This is a genomic window from Amycolatopsis sp. WAC 01416 (assembly GCF_003947485.1).
In the GTDB taxonomy this organism is placed as follows: Bacteria; Actinomycetota; Actinomycetes; order Mycobacteriales; family Pseudonocardiaceae; genus Amycolatopsis.
The window spans coordinates 190,964-213,799 of the sequence record NZ_QHHX01000002.1; the positions used below are offsets into that span (position 1 = coordinate 190,964).

The window sequence follows — 22,836 nt, forward strand, 5'->3', positions numbered from 1 at the left end:
AGCGCGTGAAGGCCCCCTTCCCTCGGCTGAGCCAAGGGAAGGGGGCCTTCACGCGCACCGGGTCGAGTGGGCGTGAGGGCTGCGGCGCTCTCCGGTCCGTGAAGGCCTCCTTGCCTACCCTGAGGGTAGTGAAGGGGCCCTTCGCTACCCGGCGGTGTGGCCCCTGGTGCCTGTGGGGCAGCCGTGACATCAGTGCCTCGTCAGAAGTCCGTGAAGGCCTCCTTGAGGGACCCTGAGTCCCTCAAGGAGGCCTTCACGGACCTCCGCCGCGAAACGCCACGCCACTCACGACCGCCACCCGGTCCAGCCGTTCGCGCGCCCAGGCGAGCACCGGTGCCGTCGACGTGTCCGGCACCGGCTCCGCTCCGGTGATCAGCCGCCGGAGCCGAGTGCCCGCTCGATCAAGCTGTCGACGTCCATGGCCTCGATCAGCTCGTCGTCGGCCGCCTGCGCCGAGTCGACGTCCTCGGCCCCGTTCGTCGCGGTGTCGGCGAGGCCGAGCAACGCGTCGAGGACACCGGCCTCCTTGAACCGCTCGAACGGCACGGAGGCGAGGATCCGCCGCACGTCCTCCTCCCGGGCATCCACCTCGTCCTCGGCCCCGAGCAGTTCCGTGCGCAGGTATTCGACCACCGCCCGTGGCGTCGGGCAGTCGAAGATCAGGGTGGCGGGCAACCTCAGCCCGGTGGCGGCGATCAGGCTGTTGCGGAAGTTGACGGCCGCCAGCGAGTCGAAACCCGCTTCCTGGAACGCCTGTGCCGGACCGACTCCGTCGGCACCACTGTGCCCGAGGACCGTGGACGCCTGGCTCCGCACCAACTGGAGCAGGATCCGATCCTGTTCGGCCTCCCCCGCCGCGCGCAGCGAGGTCGTGAGCGACGACGCGCTTTCCGTCGAGTCGTCGGAGGGTTGCGCCGCCTCGATCGCCGCCGCGGCCTCCGGCAGGTCGTCGAAGAGCGGGCTGGTGCGGGCCGACGTGAACGGCACGATGAAGGCGCGCCAGTCCATGTCGGCGACGACCACCGATTCCGTTGCCGCCTGGATCGCCCGGTCCAGTGCGGCCATCGCCGTGTCGGGTGTCATCGGGATGACGCCGCGCCGCCGGAGCTGGGCCAGTGTCTCCTCGTCCATCCCTCCTCCTGCCGCGGTCAGCGCACCCCAGGCGATCGCCTGCGCCGGAACGCCGTCCGCCCGAAGCCGCCGTACCAGCGCGTCGAGGACCGCGTTCGCGGCGCCGGCGGCCGCTTGACCGCCACCGCCCCAGATACCGGCGATCGAGGAGAACACGACGAACGCGTCGAGCGGGAATTCCGCCGTCAGTTCGCTCAGCCGGACCGCGGTGTCGACCTTGGCCAGGAACACCTCGGCGACCTCGACGCCGGTGGTCTCGTCGATCGGGCTGGTCAAGGACATGTCGGCGGCGTGGACGACCGCGGTCAACGGCGGGCCGGGAGCGTGGACGAGATCGGCGAGCGCGTCCCGGTCGGTGTCGGCGCACGACTCGACGACGGTGCCGGTGTCCAGCTTCGCCAGCTCGTCGCGCAGTGATCCGACGCTTCCGCCGGGTTCGTTCGCGCTGGTCGTGACCACCAATCGCGCGGCGCCGGCCTGCGCCAGCCACAACGAGACGTACCGGCCGAGGCCTTCCGCGCCGCCGGTGACCAGGATCGTCCCCCTCGGCCGCCAGCGCCGTTCACCGGTCTCGGCCGGACCGGTGGCCCGCCGCAGGCGCCGGACGTGGACGCCGGACCGTCGAATCGCCACCTGGTCCTCACCGGACGCCCCGGTCAGCACGCCGAGCAGATGCCGGACCGCTCGGCCGTCCGGTTCGGCGGGAAGATCGATCAAGCCGCCCCAGCGGTCCAGGCGTTCGAGTGCGGCCGCCCGGCCGAGGCCCCAAACCGCCGCCTGGGCCACCTGCGCGGCCCCGGCGCCCGCGTCGCGGGCATCGACGCTGACCGCGCCCTGGGTCAGGCACCACAGCGGTGCCGTGGCACCGGCCGCGGCGAGCGCCTGAATCAGGGTCAGGGTGGAGGTGGTGAGTGCCACCGGGTCCGGCGGGTCGTTCTCGGCCGGATCCGGGAGGGCGAGCAGGGACAGGATCCCGGCTACCTCGTTGTCGGCAAGGACTTCACCGAGCCGCCGGGTGAGTTCGGCACCGGGCAGGCCGGTTTCCACCGCGCAGGGCAGCACGTCGAGGCCGTTGGCCCGCAGCTGGTCGAGCAGCGAAGCGTCCCCGGCCGCGGGGGTGAGGACGAGCCAGCGGCCGGCGGGCACACCGAGGGCCTCGCGCTGGGGTGGGACCCAGCCGATCGCGTACCGGAGGTTTTCCGAGACAGACCAGGTGTCGCGGGCCCTTCGCCAGCCGGCGATGGCGGGCAGCACCGCGTCCAAGGCCTCACTCTGGTCGGCGGACAGCTCGAGCATGGCGGCCAGTGCCGCGGGATCGGCGTCCTCGACCGCGGACCAGAAGCCGGAATCCACCGCCGGGCCCGCCGGGCCGTCGTTCTCCGGAGCGGCGTCGGTCAGCCAGAAGTGCTTGCGGTCGAAGGCGTAGGTGGGTAGCTCGGCCGGGTGCGGGAGCCGTCGCGCCGGCAGTGCCGAGCTCCAGTCGAGCGGCACCCCGCCGGCGAAGAGCCGCGCGGCCGAGGCGAGGAAAGAGGCCGGACCGTCGGCGTCCCGGCGCAGCGTGCCGGAGACGATCGGCCGTCCGGCGCCGCGGGATCGGTCGTCCTGGCCCGGATCGTCGATGACGTCGGTCATCGGTTGCGCCAGTACCGGATGCGCGCTGACTTCCAGGAACACTCCGAAGCCCTGTGCCTGCAGACTGGCGACGGCCGGGCCGAAACCGACCGGGCGCCGCAGGTTCTGATACCAGTAGTCCGCGCCGAGCGAATCGCCGTCGTCGACCCAGCCACCGGTCACCGTCGAGTAGAACGGAAGGTGCGGAGGCCGGGTGCCGATCCCGCTCAACGCCTTCGCCAGAACGTCCTCGATGCGCTCGACGTGCCGGGTGTGGGAGGCGTAGTCCACCGGCACCGTGCGGGTCCGCACGCCTTCGCGCGTCAAGACCTCCAAAGCCTCGGCCAGCGCCTCCTCGTCACCGGCGATGACGACCGAGGACGGGCTGTTCACCACGGCCACCTCGAGCCGCCCGGACCAGGCGGCCAGCCGTTCGTTCGCCTCGTCCGCGCCGAGCAGCACCGACGCCATGCCGCCCCGGCCGGACAGGGTGGTCGCGATCGCCTGGCTGCGCACCGCGACGACGCGGGCCGCGTCGGCCAGCGACAGAGCGCCCGCGACGCACGCCGCCGCGATCTCCCCCTGGGAATGGCCGACCACCGCGTCGGGCCGCACGCCCATCGATTCCCAGAGTGCGGCAAGGCCGACCATCATCGCGAAACTCGCCGGCTGGACGACGTCCACGCGATCGAGGGTCTTTTCGTCCACCTCGCCGCGCAGGACATCGGTCAGCGACCAGTCCACCCAGGGTGCCAACGCCCGCGCGCACTCGTCGATCCGCGCACGGAAGACCGCGGAACCGTCCAGCAGCGTCCGGCCCATACCCGCCCATTGCGAACCCTGGCCGGGAAAGACGAAGACCAGCCTGCCGGGTGCGCCGGAGCCTGCCACGCTGCCCGTGGTCAGGTTGGGTGCCGCCTCGCCGCGGGCGAGCGCGGCGAGACCGGTCAGCGCCTCGTCTCGTGAGCTCGCCAGCACGACCGCTCGCTCCGGCAGCGTCGCCCGGCCGCGCACCAAGGCGTCGGCCATCGACGGCAGCACCGGTCCGCCGGTCTCGGCGGGATCGTCCAGAGCCGTCCGCAGCCGGGTGGCCTGCGCGCCGAGTGACCGGACGCTCTTGGCGGACACCACCAGCGGCACGACGTTCGTCACGAGTCCCTGCACCCGGTCCGGATCCTCGGGCGGTGCGGTCGTGGCTTCCTCGGCCGGGGCCTGTTCGAGGATCACGTGCGCGTTGGTCCCGCTGGCGCCGAACGCGGAGACGCCGGCCCGCCGGGGCCTGCCGGTCCGCGGCCACTCCCGCTGCTCGGTCAGCAACGCGAGGGTGCCGGACGACCAGTCCACCTGTTCGGTCGGTTCCTCGACGTTGATGGTCGGCGGCAGCACACCGTGCCGCAGCGCTTCGACCATCTTGATCACGCCTGCCACGCCGGCGGCCGCCTGCGTGTGCCCGATGTTCGATTTCAAGGACCCGAGCCACAGCGGCCGCCGCGCGTCCCGGGCTTCCCCGTACGTGGCGAGCAAGGCCGCCGCCTCGATCGGGTCGCCCAATACCGTGCCGGTCCCGTGTGCCTCCACCGCGTCGACGTCGGCAGGCTCCAGTCCCGCCGACGCGAGCGCCCGCCGGATGACCCGTTGCTGCGCCTTCCCGTTCGGCGCGGTCAGTCCGTTCGACACACCGTCGGAGTTGACCGCCGATCCGCGAATCGTGGCCAGTACCCGGTGGCCACGCTGCCGGGCCACCGAGAGCCGCTCCAGGAGCACGACGCCGACGCCCTCCGACCAGCCGGTGCCGTCCGCGGTGGACGAGAACGACTTGCACCGGCCGTCGGCCGAGAGGCCGCGCTGGCTGGAGAACTCGACGAACGCCTCCGGGCTGGCCATCACGGTGGCCCCGCCTGCCAGCGCCATCGTGCACTCGCCGCGCCGGAGGGCCTGTGCGGCCTGGTGCATCGCGACCAGCGAGGACGAGCACGCGGTGTCCAGGGTCACCGCCGGTCCCTCGAAGCCGAAGACGTACGAGATGCGGCCCGAGGCGACGCTCGGCGACGTGCCGGTCATGACGTATCCCCGGACCTCCTCGGGAATCCGGTTCAGCCGGGTCGCGTAGTCGTGGTGCACGATCCCGGTGAACACGCCGACCTCTTCGCCACGGGCGGACAGCGGGTCGATGCCTGCCCGTTCCATGGCCTCCCAGGACGCCTCCAGCAGGAGCCGTTGCTGCGGGTCCATCGCCAGCGCTTCACGCGGGGAGATCCCGAACAGCCCGGGGTCGAACTGGGCGGCGTCGCCGAGGAAGCCACCCGACCGGGTGTAGGTGGTCCCGACGTGCGCGGGATCCGGATGGTAGAGCCCGTCGGTGTCCCAACCGCGGTCGACCGGGAAGCCGGAGATCGCGTCGCGTCGCTCGATGACCAGCCGCCACAGGTCGTCCGGGCTCTCCACACCGCCGGGCAGCCGCACGCCCATGCCGATGATCGCGATGGGCTCGTCGGAGGCGGCCGGTGGTGCCGGAGCGCGATCGGGCACCTCGGCGACCTCATCCGCCACCTCGCCGCCAAGACGCGCCGCGAGGACCTTCGGGGTCGGGAAGTCGAAGACCGCCGTCACGGGCAGGTCGACGCCCGTGAGATCCCGCAGCCGGTTACGCAGCCGTACGCCGCCCAGTGAATCGAAACCCAGGCTCTTGAACGACTGGTCGTCGTCCATCGTGTCGAGATCGGCCTGCTGGTAGCCCAGCACGACCGCCACCGACTCCCGGATCACCTCGAGCGCGATCCGCTCGCGTTCGTCCTGGTCACGGGTCGTCAACCGGTCGGCGACGCTGCCTCGCGCGTCCTCCTGCCCGGCCGGGGCCGCGGGGACCGCGTCGCCGAGTGGCGCTTCGTCGAGCCAGTACCGCCGGCGCTGGAACGCGTAGGTCGGCAGCTCGGTGGCCAGAACCGTGGCGGAGCCGGCCGGACGGCCGATGATCTCGGGCCAGTCGAGGGCCACCCCGCGGACGTGCAGTTCGCCGAGGGCCGCGACCGTGTCGGCGACCTCCGCGCCGTCCGCGCGCAGCGTCGCGACGCAGGACACCGCCGAAGTGTCGAGGCTCTCGGACGCCATCGTGGTGAGCACGCCCCCGGGTCCGAGCTCCAGGAACGTCGTCACGCCCTGATCTCGCATCGAGGTGACCGCGTCCCCGAACCGGACCGTGGCCCGGACCTGCTCGACCCAGTAGTCGGGCGTGGCGAAGCGCTGTCCGGCGTCCAGCCTGCCGGTGACCGTGGAAACGACGGGCAGCAGGCTCTCCCGGTAGGTCAGCGCTTCGGCGACCTTCCGGAACTCGGCGAGCATGGGCCGCATCAACCGCGAATGGAAGGCATGACTCACCGGCAGCCGCCGGGTCTTGTGGCCGAACTTGGCGAGATCGCTCGCCACCCACAGCACGGCCACCTCGTCACCGGACAACACCAGTGACTGGGCGCTGTTGACCGCCGCGACGTCGATGACGCCGGGTGCCTCCAGCAGTTCCGGGGTCACCTCGGCCTCGGTCGCCTGGACGGCGACCATCGCTCCGCCCGGTGGCAGTGCCTGCATCAACCGGGCCCGCGCGGCGACCAGCCGTCCCGCGTCCGCCAGGTCGAGCACCCCGCTGACATGCGCGGCGGTGATCTCTCCGATGGAATGGCCCGCCACCAGGTCCGGGCGCACTCCCCACGACTCGTAGAGCCGGTACAGCGCGGTTTCCAGTGCGAACAGGCCGGCCTGGGTGTAGATCGTCTGGTCGATCAGCCGACCGGCCTCGGCGTCGAGGGCGTCGAAGACGACATCGGACAGCGGCGCCGTGGAATGACCGGTCCAGTGCTTCTCGACGGCTTGGCAGGCGTCGGTGAACGCCTCGGCGAAGACCGGGAAACAGGCCGCGAGGTCCCGGCCCATGCCGGGCCACTGACTGCCCTGCCCGGTGAACAGGATGGCCAGCTTGCCGTCGGCCGGGGCGCCGCCGATGGCCGGAGCGGAACCTTCGGCCAGCGCGCGCAGCCCGGCGGCCAGCTCGTCCCGGTCCCGGACCACCAGGACGGCCCGGCGGTCGAGCTGCGCCCGGCCGGTGGCCAGCGCGAGCGCGAGGTCGGCGGGCTCCAGCTCCGGCCGCGCCGCCATGAAGTCCGCCAGGCCGCCGGCCTGTGCCCGCAACGCGGCGGGGGTGCGACCGGAGACCGGAACCGGTACGCGGAGGTCTGCCGAAGGCCGATCGGTCACCTCACCGGCGTCCTGATCGGCGATCTCGTCGCCCGCCTCCTCCAGGATGACGTGCGCGTTGGTCCCGCCGATGCCGAACGACGACACGCCTGCCCGGCGCGGCCGTCCGGCACGAGGCCAGTCGCGGCGTTCGGCGAGCAGCCGCACCGCGCCCGCCGACCAGTCGACGTGGGTCGACGGCCGGTCGACGTGCAGCGTCCTCGGCAGGACGCCGTGCCGCATCGCCAGCACCATCTTGATGACGCCCGCGACGCCGGCCGCGGCCTGGGTGTGGCCGATGTTCGACTTCACCGAACCCAGCCAGAGCGGACGGTCGGCGGGCCGGTCCTGGCCGTAGGTTTCCAGCAGCGCCTGCGCCTCGATCGGGTCGCCGAGCGTGGTCCCGGTGCCGTGCCCCTCGACGGAGTCGACCTCGTCGCCCCGCAGTCCGGCCGCGGCGAGCGCCTTGCGGATCACGCGCTGTTGCGACGGGCCGTTCGGCGCGGTGAGGCCGTTGGAGGCGCCGTCGGAGTTCACCGCCGTCCCGCGGACCAGCGCCAGCACCCGATGGCCCCGCGCGCGGGCCTGGGACAGCGGCTCGACGAGAACGAATCCGACTCCCTCCGACCACCCGGTACCGTCGGCCGCGTCGGCGAACGCCTTGCAGCGGCCGTCGGGCGCGAGCCCACGCTGCCGCGAGAACTCGACGAAGGTCTCCACGGTGCCCATCACCATCACGCCGCCGGCCAGCGCCATCGAGCACTCGCCGTTCCGGATGGCCTGCACGGCCAGGTGCAGGGTCACCAGCGACGACGAACAAGCGGTGTCCACGGTCATCGCCGGGCCTTCCAGGCCGAGGTGGTAGGCCACCCGCCCGGAGAGGACACTGCCCGAGCCGCCGGTCAGCCGGAAACCCTCGACGCCGGACGCGTGGTGCGTGCGCACGGTCCAGTCGTGACTGTTCACTCCGACGAAGACGCCCACATCCTGGGCGTACAGGCTGTGCGGGTCGATACCCGCGCGTTCGAGCAGCTCCCACGAGGTCTCCATGACCAGTCGCTGCTGGGGGTCCATCGCCAGCGCCTCTTGCGGCGAGATGCCGAAGAAGCCGGCGTCGAACGCGCCCGGGTCGTCGAGGAAGGCGCCGTGACGGACGTAGGTGGTGCCGAGGTGGTCCGGGTCGGGATCGAAAAGCCGGTCGGTGTCCCAGCCGCGGTCGGTGGGGAATTCGGTGACCGCGTCGGTCTCCGCGGCGAGGATTCGCCACAGGTCCTCGGGGCTGCGTACGCCGCCGGGGAACCGGCAGGCCATCGCGACGATGGCGATCGGCTCCTCGGTCGTCGCCCTCGGCTCCGCGGTGGCCGGTCCGGCCTGCGCGTTGTCGAGGAGCTTGGCCTGCAGATGGGCCGCCAGCGACCGCGGCCGCGGATAGTCGAAGATCATCGCGGGGGACAGGGCCAGTCCGGTCGCGGTGGCGAGCCGGTTGCGCAGTTCGAGCGCGGTGAGCGAGTCGAAGCCCGAATCCTTGAACGTGCGGTCGAGCCGGATCGCGTCGGTGCTCGGATGGCCGAGGACGAGGGCGGATTGACGGCGGATCAGGTCGACCAGCGCGTCGAGCTGCTCGGCGGCGGGCAGCTCGCCGATCCGGCCGGACGGGGAGGCCTGCGCCGCCGGAGCGGGCCGCACGGTCGCACCGCCCCGGTCGACCGGCGGCCTCGCCGGTACCAGGCCGCGCAGCACGGACGGCATCCGCGGGTCATCGCCCGCCGGGAGCGCGGCCAGGTCGAAACCGGCCGCGACCACGGCCGCGCCGTCGCCCGCCAGCAGGCACTGGTCGAGCAACGCCATCCCGTCGCGGTCGGACAGGCCGATCATGCCGATGTCCCGGTTCCGCCGGTGGTCGGCGTCGCCGAGGTGGCTGGTCAGGCCACTGGCCCGGTCCCAGTAACCCCAGGCGATCGAGACGGCGGGCAGGCCGGCGTTCCGCCGTTCCCGCGCCACGGCGTCCAGTGCCGCGTTGGCGGCGGCGTAGTTCCCCTGTCCCGGGTTGCCGAGCACACCCGCGGCCGAGGAGTAGAGCACGAAGGCGGCGAGATCGAGGTCGCGGGTGAGGTCGTCCAGGTGACGGGCAGCGTCCACCTTCGCCCCGAACACGGTGTCGACGCGGTGCGGGTCGAGCTCGGTGATCACCGCGTCGTCCAGCACCCCGGCGGTGTGCACGACCGCGGTCAGCGGATGCTCCTCGCCGACCGTGGCCAGCAGCGCCGCCACCTGCTCGCGATCCGCCACATCGGCGGCCACCAGCCGGACGGTCGCGCCGAGCCCGGTCAGTTCGTCGTGCAGCGCCGCGGCGCCGTCGGCGGCGGGGCCGCGGCGGCTTGCCAGGATCAGCCGTCGGACACCGTGCTCGGCGACGAGGTGCCGCGCGGTCACCGCCGCGAGAGTTCCGGTACCACCGGTGATCAGTACGGTGCCGTCGGGATCGAGCGGCCGGGACGCGGGTGAGGGCTCGGCCGCCCGCTGCCGCGTCAGCCGGGGCACTCGGATCCGGCCGTCCCGAAGCCTCAGCTGCGGTTCACCGCTGTGCACGGCCGCGACGACCGAGGCGGTCGCCCGGTCCGCGGGGTCGGCGGCCACCAGCACGAGCTTGCCGGGGTGCTCGGACTGGGCGGACCGGACCAGTCCACGGACGGCACTGGTGGCGATCCCGTCCTGGTCGGGAGTGACGATCACCAGCCGGGCGTCGTCCTCGTCCGGCCGGGTGAGGAACGCCTGGATCAGTTCGAGCACCTCGACGACCGCGGCGCGCGGATCGTCGTCCGAGACGTCGGCCTCGTGGATCAGCAGCGTCGCGTCGGCGAGGCCGGGCGCCGAAGTGTCCTGTGGCGTCGGGTGGTCGACCCAGTCCAGGCGGAACAGGGCCGCGGTGGACGCGCGCTGTCCGGGAACCAGTTCCGCCACCGCCAGCACCGGCCGCCCGGCCGGATCGGCCAGTTCGACGCGGAAGGCCGTCCGGTCCCCGGCGGGCGTGGACCGGACGCCGACGGTGTCGGCCCCGGCGGCCAGCAGCCGGACGCCTCGCCAGGTCTTCGGCCGCTGACCGGCCGCGAGCACGGACCGGACGGCCGCGTCGAGCAGTGCCGGGTGGATTCCGTAGCGGTGCGCGTCCGGTCGCTCGGCGTCGTCGAGAGCGACCTCCACCGCGGGGGTACCGGTGGCCTCGGCGGCGGATCGGGCCGCCGGTGCCACGGTGGCGGTGGCGTGCGGTGTCCACTCTTCGGGGGCGCTCGCCCCGGACGGACCGGAGTGGACCGTCAGCGACCGCCGGTGGGCGGCGTCCGGCCGCCCCACGACGATCCGTACGTTCAGGCCGCCGTGGGGTGGCGGCACGACGGCGCGGTCGACGGTCAATTCCTCGACGACCGGGGCGCCGACCAGGTCGCCCGCCCAGAGCGCCAGCTCGACGAGGGCCGCCTCGGGTACCGCGTCGCCCGCCGACCACGACAGGGTCGACGCGGACCATCGCCCGGTCGCGATCAGGCCACCGGAATCGGGCAGCCGGACGAGCGCGCCGAGCAGCGGATGCCCGGCGTCGTCCAAACCCATGCCCGGCGCGTCGGCGGTCGACACCGGCCGCCGCCAGAAACGCTGTCGTTCGAACGGATAGGTCGGCAGGTCGATCCAGGTGGCCCGGACGTCTTCGGCGGCGAGCAAGCCGCGCCAGTCCACCGGGAGGCCGCGGACGAACAGCTCAGCCATCGATCGCGCCAAGCGTCCGAGCCCGCCGTCGTCCCGGCGCAACGAACCGGCGACGACCGCTTCCGAACGCGCATCGTGTACGGCCTCAGTGACCGGCTGAACGAGTACCGGGTGCGGACTGACCTCGATGAACGCGCCGAAACCCTGCTCCAGCAGGCGGTCGATCGTCGGCCCGAAACGGACCTGTTGCCGCAGGTTGCGGTACCAGTAGCCGCCGTCCAGCGCGCCGTCGGCCCGGCCCCCGGTCACGGTCGAGTGGAAGGCCACCGCCGGCTCGACCGGCGACAGATCGGCCAGCGCCACCGCCAGCCGCTCCCGGACGGCCTCGACCTGGTCGCTGTGCGACGCGTAGTCGACCGCCACCCGCCGTACGTCGACACCGGACTCGGCCAGCTCGCGCACCACCTCGGTCAGCGCCTCCGGGGCACCGGAGAGCACCACCGAGGACGGACCGTTCACCGCGGCGACCTGTACCCGGCCGTCCCCTTTCGCCAGCCGAGCGGTCGCCTCGGACGCGTCGAGACGTACCGATGCCATGCCTCCCCGGCCGGACAGGGTCTCCGCGATCAGCTGGCTCCGGACCACGACGACCCGCATCGCGTCGCGCAGGGAGAGCGCCCCGGCGACGTAGGCCGCGGCGATCTCGCCTTGCGAGTGGCCCACCACCGCGTCGGGCCGGACGCCCACCGACGCCCACAGCGCGGCGAGCCCGGCCATCGTCGCGAAGCTCGCCACCTGGACGACGTCGACGCGATCCCTCAGTTCCTGATCGGCCTCGCCTCGCAGCACGTCGATCAGCGACCAGTCCGCCCATTCGGTCAGCAGCCGGGCGCAGTCCTGGACGACCTCCGCGAACGCGGGGGAGGTGTCGAGCAGCTCGCGCCCCATCCCGGTCCACTGCGCGCCCTGGCCGGGAAAGATCAGCACGACGCCGGACGAGGCACCGGAAGTGGCGCTGTCACGCACGACGAGGGGACTGGCCTCGTCACTGGCCAGTGCGCGAAGGCCGGCCAGCGCCTCTTCCCGTGAGGCCGCCAGCACGACCGCGCGTTCGTCCATGGTCGTTCGCCGAGCCGCCAGTGCCACGGCGACGTCGATCCACGACGACTCGTCGGCGGTCTCGATGAGCGAGACCAGCCGGTCCGCCAGCCGGTTGAGCGCCGGCGTCGCCCGGGCCGACAAGATCAGCGGCACGATCGACGGCGACGGCACCGTCGCGTCCTGCCGGACGGCAGGCTGCCGGGGTGCTTCCTCCAGGATCACGTGGGCGTTCGTTCCGCTCAGGCCGAAGCTGGAGATTCCCGCCCGGCGCGGACGATCACGGTGCGGCCATGGCCTGCTTTCCGTCAGCAGCGCGACCGCACCGGCCGACCAGTCGACGCGCGAGGTCGGCTCGTCCACGTTGAGTGTCGCCGGGAGCACACCGTGCCGAAGCGCCTCGACCATTTTGATGACGCCGGCGACGCCCGCCGCGGCCTGGGTGTGGCCGAGGTTCGATTTGAGCGAACCCAGCCACAGGGGCTGATCGGCGTCCCGGCCCCGGCCGTAGCCCGCCAGCAACGCCTCGGCCTCGATCGGGTCGCCCAGCACGGTCCCGGTCCCGTGCCCCTCCACCGCGTCGACGTCCGCCGGACCGAGGCCCGCCGACGCCAGCGCCTGCCGGATGACTCGTTGCTGCGCCTCACCACTCGGTGCGGTGAGGCCGTTCGACGCACCGTCGGAGTTCACCGAGGAGCCGCGCAGCACCGCCAGGATCCGGTGCCCGTTGCGGCGGGCGTCGCCGAGGCGTTCCAGCACCAGCATCCCGGCGCCTTCCGCCCACGCGGTGCCGTCGGCGGCCGCGGCATAGGACTTGCACCGGCCGTCGGCGGCCAGTGCGCGCTGCCGGGAGAACTCGACGAAGGACTGCGGGGTGGCCATCACCGTGGCCCCACCGGCCAAGGCCAGCGAGCACTCGCCGCGACGCAGCGCGTGGGCGGCCAGATGCAGCGCGACCAGTGAGGACGAGCATGCCGTGTCCACGGTGATCGCCGGTCCCCGCAAGCCGAGCAGATAGGAAATCCGGCCTGACGCGACGCTGCCCGCGGTGCCGGTCGTCTGGAAGGCTTCGAGCTCGTCCGGTACCGGGCCGGCGGCGCCGTAGCCCTGCTCCATCAGGCCTGCGAAGACACCGGCATCGGTGTCCCGCAACGACGACGCGTCGATGCCGGCGTGCTCCAGCGCCTCCCAAGCGGTCTCCAGCAGCACCCGCTGCTGTGGGTCCATGGCGACCGCCTCGCGCGGGGAGATCCCGAAGAAGCCGGCGTCGAACTCGGCCGCGCCCTCGAGGAACCCGCCCCGGTCGACGTACGAGGTCCCTGGCCGGTCGGGGTCGGCGTCGAAGAGTCGCTCCAGGTCCCAGCCTCGGTCGGCGGGGAAGGGCCCGGACGCTTCCCGGCCCTCGCTGACCAGACGCCACAGCTCGTCCGGCCCGGTGATCCCGCCCGGCAGCCGGCAGGCCATCCCGACGATCACGATCGGCTCGTCGGTCCCCGGCGAGGTGCCGACGGCGGTCTCGGCCGGGGCCCCGGCGGTGTCACCGACCAGTTCGGCGTGCAGGAACGCGGCCAGCGCCCGCGGCGTCGGATGGTCGAACACCGCTCCGGTCGGCAGCTTCAGACCGGTCCGGGCCATCAGCCGCGTACGCAGTTCGACGAGCGCGACCGAGCTGAACCCGAGATCCCGGAACGCCCGGTCCACCGGGACGCCGACCTCGCCGGACCGGTCGAGCGTCGCCGCGGATTCGGCCTGGACCATGACCTGGAGCAGCGCGCGTTGCGCGTGCCGGTCCAGGCGGGCCAGTTCCTCCCGGATGGCGGGCGTCGAGTCGCCGAGTCCGTCCCGGACGAGCGGCTCCGGGAAGAGATCACGCAGGAGTGCGGGCACGGCGGTCCCCGGCTCCGGCCGGTGCGCACGCAGGGCGAACAGCGGCGCCGGGTCCGTGGTGGCAAGGAGTGTGTCGACCGCGAACAGCCCGTCACGCAACCAGGATGACCCCGGGGTGTCCGTGGCCGGTTCGGTCCAGGTCAGTACCGAGCCCGCCAGCCCGCGACGGCGACGATCGTGGACGACGGCGGCCACCATGGCCGCCGAGACCGCCCGGCCGGGGTCCGCCGCCTCGGTGACCTCGTCCGAGTCGACGATCGCGAGGAACGAAGTCCGGGTGGAGTCCGTGGCGGCGCTCAGCTTCCTGGCCAGCTCCGGGTCACCGTCGGCGAGGATCACCGCGGCGGCCGGGCCTGCCGCGATCGACGGCTCCCACCCGGTGGCGCCGGAGAGCAGCAGCAGCCGCTCGTCCGGGACCACGGCGGCCAGATGCCGCGCCACCGCCGCGCCGCGCACGGTGTCGGCACCCGTCAGCACCACGACGCCGTCGGAGCCCGGCCACGAATCCCGCGTCGAACGGTCCGCCACCGCCTGGCGGGTCAGCCGGGCCACCAGAAGCTCGCCGGAGCGCAGCGCGCAGCGCGGTTCATCACGCAGGACCGCGTACGGCACGGCGTCGATCGGCGCTTCGCCGTCCAGGTCGACCAGGATCGCCCGGCTCCCCAGAACTCGGTCGATCGCGGTCGCCAGCATGGCCTGAGCCGGATCGGCGGGTTCGTCCAGCGCCGACACCGCCACCGCCCGCCGGGTCAGCAGGACCAGCCTCCCCGATCCCGCCCGGGCGGCCCACGTCGTCACCTCTTCGACCAGTCGCCGGGTCGCGGCGCGGCGCTCATCCCAGGTGCCCACGGTGCCGGGCGCGAGCAACACCGTCATCTCGGCGGCGCCTGCCGCGGCCAGCTCGGCGTGACCGGAGGAGAACGGACCCCCGGCGGCGGCCGGGCCCACGAACGCCCACGTCGACGGCGCGGGGCCGGCGGTGCCGGGTGACGGCGCGGGCACCCACTCCAGGCGCAGGACTCCGTCGTGCGACCCGCTCGCGGTGTACCGCAGCGCGGCGGGCCGACCGGCCAACCGGCGGCGCTGGATCTTCCCCGAAGCGGTCCGCGGGACGGCGGCCACCTCGTAGACCTCTTCGGGAACCTTGAACGCGGACAGCTCCCGGCGGCACCGTTCGAGCACGGCGCCGATCTCGACACCCGGCGGATCCGCGACCACGTAGGCGACGGGCACCTCGCCCAGCACCTCGTGCGGCCGTCCGGCCACGCCGACGTCGGCGATCCCCGGAGCGCCGCGAAGAACCGCCTCGATCTCCTCCGGATGGACGTTCTCTCCGCCCCTGACGATCAGGTCGCTGATCCGGCCGCGGATGGTGAAGTACCCGGCGGCGTCCCGGCTGGCGAGGTCACCCGTGCGGTACCAGCCGTCTCGGAACGCGGCCGCCGTCACCTCCGGTTTGTTGTGGTAGCCGGACGTCACGTTCGGGCCGCGTACCCACACCTCGCCCTCGACGTCGTCCGGCACGTCGCGGCCGGTCTCCGGGTCGACGATCCGGACATCCACCCCGGGCACCGGAAGCCCGCACGACCCGTCGACGGGGACTCCTCCCGGCGGGTTCATCGTGATCGCCCCACACGTCTCGGTACTGCCGTACGCGTCGACCAGCGGCGCCCCGAAACCCTCGCGGAACGACCGGCACAGTTCGGCACCGGCGACCGCGCCCCCCACCAGCCCGATCCGCAGCGCCGGGAGGGTGATCCCGCGCTGCCGCCGTGCCTCGAGAAGGTAGTGATAGGTGGTCGGCACCCCCGCCACGAAAGTGGCCTCGGTTTCCCAGGCGGCTTCCAGGAACTCGTCCCCGGAAGGGCTGTCCATGATCCGGGCGGTCGCACCGACCACGGTCACCGCCAGCACGCACGCGATATGGGAAAGGCTGTGGAACAAGGGCAGCGGCCACAGCACGCGATCGTCCGCCGACAGCCCGGGGATCGGCACGTAGCTCGCCGCCACCGAGTACAGGCAATTGCGTTGGCTGGACAGCACTCCCTTCGGTTCTCCGGTGGTCCCGGAGGTGTAGAACATCCAAGCCACTTCGTCCAGGCCGAGATCGTCACCGGCGGGTTCCGCGGGCTCGGTCTTCGCGAGTTCTTGGTAGGCGTGGACGGACGAGTGCGCGGGTACCTCGCCGGTCACCAGCAGCCGTGCGCCGGGGGCAAGGGACGGCGAGCGCAGGAAGCCCGCCGCGTGCACGGGGTCGGTGATGACGGCGACCGCCTCGCTGTCGAGCAGGAGATAGTCCAGTTCGGGGTCGGTGGACGCGGGGTTGACCGGTACCCCGATCGCGCCCGCACGAAGGATGGCGAGGTAGCTCTCGAGCATCTCCACGCTGTTGCGCAGGCAGATCATCACCCGGTCGCCGCGCCGTACACCGAGGACGGCCAGATGTCCGGCCAGCCGCCGGGTCCGCGCCTCCAGATCGCCGTAGGTGACCGCCCGCTTGTCGTCCTGGAAGGCGACCTTCTCGCCGAAGCTGTCCGCGTGTCCCCGCAACACCAGGGGGAGGGCTTTGATCAGTTCGGCGCGCACGGGATCACACGTCCTCTCGTAGAGCGGACCCATCGGGCAGTGGATGGACGAAGCCCTTCGGCCCGCATTCGGAGGCTAAAAGCGGCGGTGCTGACCTGGGATCCCTCAGCCTGGTAGACGCCTCACCGCCGCGCGTCCGCTGTCCACGGAAGGCATCCAGGCGGTGGCGCACGACACCCGGTCTGGTAGTGTCTTGTCTTGGCCGTGACAGACAGTCGAGGAGGTGAGTCCCGTGAACGTTGGTACGACGAAGTGGGTGCTCTCTCCCTGTCACGGCAGGTGACTGACTTAGATGTCACAGGAGCGCCCCGCAATGGCACTCCTGAAAGGCGACAGCGATTAACGTTAAGCATCGCATCCCGGACCCCGTGATCACGAGGGTCGCAACAGATCAGTGGCACGCCGTCGAAGACGATACCGTCGTCGGTCGCGGTGACACTGCGCGCAAAGTGGATCGGCGGCTGTACATCAGCATCGACGCATGGGATGACGCGGTTTTCGACCGGCTGGCCGCCGCCATGCTGGCGGAGCTGCCGTCACCGCTGTACACGCTCGTCGACGACGGCGACTCGGAAACGATCTCGAACTGGCAGCGGGCGGGTTTCGTCGAACACCGACGCGAGCGGGAATACGTGCTGTCGTCCAGCGACGCGCAGACAACCGCGCAGCCCCCGGCCGGAGTGACCCTCGTCGGCGGGGATGGCGTGTTCCGCGCCGAAGTCGACGGCGCCGAGGTCGGCGCGATCTCCTTTGTAACGCTGATGCGGGACGACGGGACACCGCGGATCGCGCGGATCGTCTCCATCACTGTCCGTGCCGAGCAGCGGCGCCGTGGCATCGGCCGCGCGCTGCTGGTTCAGGCGCTGAACGCTGTGCACGCTCGCGGGTTCGCTCTGACGTCGGTCGACGTCGACGAAAACGACACCGCGGCAATCCTGTTGTTGGAAGGTATCGGCGCTCGCCGTGCCAGTAACACCCTGGAGTTGATGTGTCGAAAGTAAACCGGGGTATCGAAGTCGTCGGCACCATCGTCGAGTGCCTCAAAGACGCCAAGTTCACCGTGGAGCTCGAGAACGGGCACAAGGTACTCGCCCATATCAGTGGAAAGCTGCGCAAGCACTACATCAAGATCTTGCCGCAGGACACGGTGACGGTGGAGCTGAGCCCCTATGACCTGACCCGTGGCCGGATCACCTTCCGGCACCGGATGCAGTAACGCCCGCCTGAACTACGTCAAGGGCCCCTTCATCGCGTCTAGCGCGGTGAAGGGGCCCTTGACGCGCAGGCCCGCGGTGGCCGTCCGGCCCTGAAGTCCGTGAAGGCCTCCTTGAGGGACACCGCATTTGCTTACCCACTACTCGCGGCGCGCGCTCTGAGATCCCCTTGGTCGTCGTGTGGCCTTAGGCGAGTTCCGCGTCCAATCACGCGAGTTCCGCGTCCAATCACGCGAGTTCCGCGTCCAATCACGCGAGATCCGCCTTCAGTCACGCCTGATGTCCCGAAAGTGGCTTTCGCGACACGGCCGCCGGACAAGGCCAACTGTCCCTTGTGGACGGAATGGCGAGACCTGACGGCCCAGTCCGGGCCCGCGTCGGCCTGTCCACGGTCGTGTCGCGCGGCACCAGTCAGGTTGACAGTCTTTCCCGGCGACGCCAGGACTTCCTTGCCCGGCCTGTCCTCGGCTGCCTAGCGTTGCATCCGTGACGACGCACACAGTAGAGTCCACAATGGACACTGTCCGGCCGGGATTCCTCGATCCCGGCGCGGCGCCCGCCGCCAAGATCGATCCCGGTGACGAGGTTCTCTACCCTGACACCTGGACGAACTGGCAGAACCGGTTGCGGTACGGCATGTCCTCGGCCGACCGTGCGCGGCTGCGCAAGGAGCACCCTGGCTGCCCGTTCCAGATCGTCGGTCCGGTCGAGGTGGCCGGTGCCGAACCAGGCGACGTCGTCGAGTGCCGTCTGACCGAACTGCGGCTGAGCGACTGGGGCGCCAACGCCTTCCCCACCAGGGCAGGCGCGCTGCCGTACGACTTCGACGAGCCGTACTTCCACGACTTCCGGTTCGACGAGACCCGCACCCGGGCCGACTACGTACACGGGATTTCGCTGCCACTCGACCCGTTCGCCGGCATCATCGCGGTCGAACCGCCGGGCGACGAGGAGACGAGCGCGCTCATCGGCGGCGACCACGGCGGCAACCTGGCCCTTCCCGAACTCACCGTGGGTTCCTCGCTGTTCCTCCCCGTCGCCAAGCCGGGGGCCCGGATCTGGCTGGGCGACATTCACGCCCTGCAGGGCGACGGGCTCGTCGACCAGACCGCCCTCAAGTCCACGGCCGAGCGCTTGCGGATGCGGTACGACCTCCACAAGCAGGTGGGCCTGACCCGGCCGCTCGCCGAGACCGACACCTACTGGGTCGGCATCGGGCTGGCCGATAGCCTGGAGGCCGCACTGGTCGACTGCCTGCGCGGCCTGATCAGCTGGTTCAGCGCGGCGTCGGGCGTCACCCGTGCCGAAGCCCACGCCCTGTGCAGCATGGCGGCGAGTTTCCGGGTCACCCAGTACGCGGACCAGACCGAGCCACACCACGTCGACGTTCCCTTGCCGCCCAAGGGGGTGCACGCCTTGCTGCGCAAGGACATCTTCCCGGCCGATCTGCGTGCCCGGGTCGACCGTTGGCTGCGTCCCGCGGCCTGACGCGTATTCGTCTCCTCGGTGAAACGTCAGCGGCCGTCCCGTTCGCGGTCACCCGTGCAGTCAAGGTGAGGGATGGGGACCGTGGCACTCGCCGATTAGCCTGCGCCTTGTCGCGCTCGTCCAGTGGTCATCGGTTTTCCCGGACAGGAAGGCGAAACCGGGTAATGAGTACTACACATGTGCATTATGTTCAGCAGTTGCTGACCCATTTCGATGCCGAGCCGGATCGCGCCGCGATGGTCAGCGGTGACGCCCTCCTCACCGCCGGGGAATTGGCCGATGCCACCCGGCGGGCCGCGGCCACGATGCGGCACCATGGCGTCGAGCGCGGCGACGTCGTCGGCATCCTGACCGAGCCGAACACCGCCGCCACGCTGATCCTGCGGTGGGCGGCCAACCTGATGGGCGCGACCGCGGCGCATGTGCGCGGGATGAACGCGGTCGTGCCCGACGACGAGTTGCGCATGGAGCTGCAGCGCGCCGTCGTCGCGGATGTCAGGGCGAAGATGCTGGCGGTCGACGCGGCCAACGAGGAACGGGCACGTGGCCTGCTGGCGGACGCGAGCGATCGGCCGATTCTCGCCGTGCTGGGCGCGGGGCGGCCGGACACCGTGGATTTGACCGCCGGTTCCGGCGACGGCGCGGGCCCGGCCGCGGACATCGTCGACGGCGACCTCGCGGTGATCACCCAGACCAGCGGGTCGAGCGGCCTGCCGAAGGGTGTTTGCTGGACCTTCGGGGTCAAGAACGAGATGGCCACGTCGGCCGTCGGCCGCAGCGGCAGGACGAACCTCCTGATCACCGCACCGCTCACCCATTCCAGCGGGTTCGGCGCGGACGACGCCCTCATCACCGGTGGCATGGTCGTGCTGCATCCCGGTTTCGACGCGGGAGCCGTCCTGCGCGCGGTCGCGAAACACCGGATCGGCCGGCTCATCATCGGCACTCCGCAGGTGTACGCGCTCGCCGAGCATCCGGACCGGCCCGGTACCGACCTGTCCAGCCTGACCGAGCTGATCTACACCGGCAGCCACGGGGCACCGCTACGACTGCGCGAGGCGCACGAGATCTTCGGTCCGGTGCTGATCCAGGTGTACGGCACGACCGAAACCGGCGTGCTCACCATGCTCTTCCCGCACGACCACGACGACCTGCGCAAGTGCGGCACCGTCGGCAAGCCGGTGAATCCCGAGGCGCTGAGCGTCCGGCACCCGGAGACCGGTGAGGCGCTGGCCGCCGGTGAGGTCGGCGAGATCTGCGCGCTTCCGCGCTGGCCGATGGCCGGTTACTGGCGCGAGCCGAAGCTGACCGCGGCGCTCTCCCGTGACGGCTGGGTCCGCACCGGCGACCTCGGGCACTTCGACGCCGACGGTTACCTGCACCTGAGCGGCCGCCTCGCGGACATGATGAAGGTCAAGGGACTCCGAATCCATCCCGAGGCCGTCGAAAAGGTGCTCAGCCAGGTTCCCGGCGTTTCCCAGGTCGCGGTGTGCGGGGTGGAAGACGCCGATCGGGTGGAGCAGATCTACGCCGCCGTGGTGCCCAAGCCCGGTGCGGCGGTGGACGCCGAGGAGCTGCGCCGCCAGGTCGCCGAGGCACTGTCCGACAACCACGTCCCCAGCCTGATCGAGATCTGCCGGGAACTGCCGGTGACCGGTCCTGGCAAACCCGACCGTGCCCGGCTGCGGGCCGATGCCCGCGCGGCACTGGTCCGGCCCGTCTCCCGGGTCTAGGGGCACGTTTCACAAGCCGAGTCCGCGGTTAGTGTCGTGAGTGGTAAGTGTCGTTCTGGCGGACCGGTATTTGCCTACCCACTGGTGCCGGTGTTACGGCAGGGGCCGGGCGTGGAGGATTGGGGACGTTGAACGTCCCATCCTCCGTTGATCAAGATCCGGGGCCGGCACGACGTCGTGACGATGTAGGAATCGGGACACTCAACGTCCCAATTCCTACATCGTCAACCCTCTCGGCCTGGTCCAGCGTAGGTAGGCAAATACCGGTCCGCCCTAACGACACTTACCACTCACGACCCCCGCGACCCCTTCGGCCAAGTCCACGACCATGCCACCTTTGCCTTACCTCTCGAACAAAGGGGCGAGCAGCCACGAGGAGTTTCCTTTGTGGACGGTACAGGCATTTCCCCGAGTATTACCCGGGTCGACCGGTGTCGGCCTTTCCGGGAAACGGCGGGTGCAGTCAAGGTGAGGGATGGGATCGGGTCATCCGCCGATTAGCCTGCGATTCATCTTCTTTCGATCGCTGGTCATCGTTTTTCCCGGACAGGAGGGCGAAACCGGGTAATGAGTATGACGAATGTGCATTACGTCCAGCAGTTGCTGACCCATTTCGATGCCGAGCCGGATCGCGCCGCGATGGTCAGCGGTGACGCCCTCCTCACCACCGGTGAGCTGGCCGATGCCACCCGCCGGGCCGCGGCCGTGATGGGCGGGCAGGGCATCACCCGTGGTGACGTCGTCTGCGTCCTGACCGAGACGAACACCGCCGCCACGATGATCCTGCAATGGGCGGTCAATCTGGCGGGGGCGACCGCCGCGCATCTGCGCTGGGTGCGCCCGGACGGACCCGACGACGAGTTGCGCACGGAGCTGCGGCGCGCCCTCGGCACGGATGCCGGTGTACGGATGCTGGCGGTCGACGCGGCCAACGAGGAACGGGCACGTGGCCTGCTGGCGGACGCGAGCGATCGGCCGATTCTCGCCGTGCTGGGCACGGGGCGGCCGGACACCGTGGATTTGACCGCCGGTTCCGGCGACGGCGCGGGCCCGGCCGCGGACCTCGCGGACGACGACCTCGCGGTGATCACCCAGGTCAGGCTCCCGAGCGGCCGGAACGGCGTCTGCTGGACCTTCGGGGTCAGGAACGCCATGGTCTCGGCGGCCCCCTGCCTGCCACCCATGGCAGGCGCGAGCGCCGACGGCCGGACGAACCTCCTGATCACCACACCGCTCATCCATTCCGACGTGTTCGCCGCGGACGACACGCTCGTCAGCGGTGGCATGGTCGTGCTGCAGCCGGGCTTCGAGGCGGGGGCCGTGCTGCGCGCCGTCGCCGAGTACCGGATCAGCCGGCTTTTTCTCGGCACTCCGCAGATGTACGCGCTCGCCGAACATCCGGACCGGCCCGGCACCGACCTGTCCAGTTTGACCGAGGTGTTCTACTCGGGACGTCCCGAGCCGCAGCGGCTGCGCGAGGTCCAGGAGATCTTCGGTCCGGTGCTGATCCAGGTGTACGGCACGACCGAGACCGGCGTGCTCACCATGCTCGCCTCCGACGAGCACGGCGACTTCGGCGCCCGCGGGACGGTCGGCAGACCGGTGAACCCCGGGGGGCTGAGCGTCCGGCACCCGGAGACCGGCGAGGCGCTGGCCGCCGGTGAGGTCGGCGAGGTCTGCGCGATTCCGAGCTGGCCGGCGGCAGGGTATTGGCACGATCCGGAGCTGACCGCGGCGCTCGTCCGCGACGGCTGGGTCCGCACCGGCGACCTCGGGCACTTCGACGCCGACGGTTACCTGCACCTGAGCGGCCGCCTCGCGGACTTGATGAAGATCAACGGCGTCCACATCCATCCCGAGGCGGTGGAGAAGGTGCTCGGCCGGCTTCCCGGCGTGTCCCAGACCGCGGTGTGCGGGGTCGAAGACGCCGATCGGGTGGAGCGCATCTACGCCGCCGTCGTGCCGGAGCCCGGTGCGACGGTGGACGCCGAGGAGCTGCGCCGCCAGGTCGCCGAGGCACTGTCCGACAACCACGTCCCCAGTCTGATCGAGATTCGCCGATCACTGCCGAAGACCGGCTGGGGCAAACCCGATCGGGTCCAGCTGCGGGCCGATGGCCGCGCGGCGCTGACCCGGCCCGTCTCCCGGGTCTAGGGACCGTATGC

6 protein-coding genes are annotated in these 22,836 nt (G+C 71.5%); 5 read left to right on the plus strand and 1 reads right to left on the minus strand.

Going from position 1 to position 22,836, the window contains the following annotated elements; genetic code table 11:
• Positions 1-372: 372 nt before the first annotated feature.
• The gene (locus DL990_RS05255) at positions 373-16,236 is read right to left on the minus strand and encodes a type I polyketide synthase (protein WP_233620398.1); all 15,864 of its coding nucleotides are present in this window, start codon (positions 16,234-16,236) and stop codon (positions 373-375) included.
• A 368-nt stretch (positions 16,237-16,604) separates the two neighbouring features.
• Between DL990_RS05255 and DL990_RS05260 the strand changes: the two genes are divergently transcribed.
• From DL990_RS05260 to DL990_RS05280, 5 genes are all read left to right on the plus strand, one after another.
• Positions 16,605-17,237, plus strand: a complete 633-nt coding sequence (locus DL990_RS05260; RefSeq protein ID WP_199746223.1) for a GNAT family N-acetyltransferase — start codon at positions 16,605-16,607, stop codon at positions 17,235-17,237.
• Positions 17,225-17,452: a translation initiation factor IF-1 gene (infA, locus tag DL990_RS05265; RefSeq protein WP_125787323.1), complete on the plus strand. Its 228-nt coding sequence runs from the start codon at positions 17,225-17,227 to the stop codon at positions 17,450-17,452. Before DL990_RS05260 ends, infA begins: the two co-directional genes overlap by 13 nt.
• A gap of 484 nt (positions 17,453-17,936) precedes the next feature.
• Positions 17,937-18,938 carry an acetamidase/formamidase family protein gene (locus DL990_RS05270; protein ID WP_125798057.1) on the plus strand — a complete coding sequence of 334 codons (1,002 nt, stop codon included), beginning with the start codon at positions 17,937-17,939 and terminating at the stop codon, positions 18,936-18,938.
• A 197-nt stretch (positions 18,939-19,135) separates the two neighbouring features.
• Positions 19,136-20,671 (plus strand): fatty acid--CoA ligase family protein, encoded by a 1,536-nt coding sequence (locus DL990_RS05275; RefSeq protein ID WP_158632585.1) that lies wholly within the window; start codon positions 19,136-19,138, stop codon positions 20,669-20,671.
• A gap of 573 nt (positions 20,672-21,244) precedes the next feature.
• Positions 21,245-22,825: a class I adenylate-forming enzyme family protein gene (locus DL990_RS05280; protein WP_158632586.1), complete on the plus strand. Its 1,581-nt coding sequence runs from the start codon at positions 21,245-21,247 to the stop codon at positions 22,823-22,825.
• Positions 22,826-22,836 lie beyond the last annotated feature (11 nt).

Excerpts from the sequence above, each read along its gene's own strand:
- DL990_RS05280 (WP_158632586.1), top strand. The coding sequence starts at position 21,245 with ATGACGAATGTGCATTACGTCCAGCAGTTGCTGACCCATTTCGATGCC.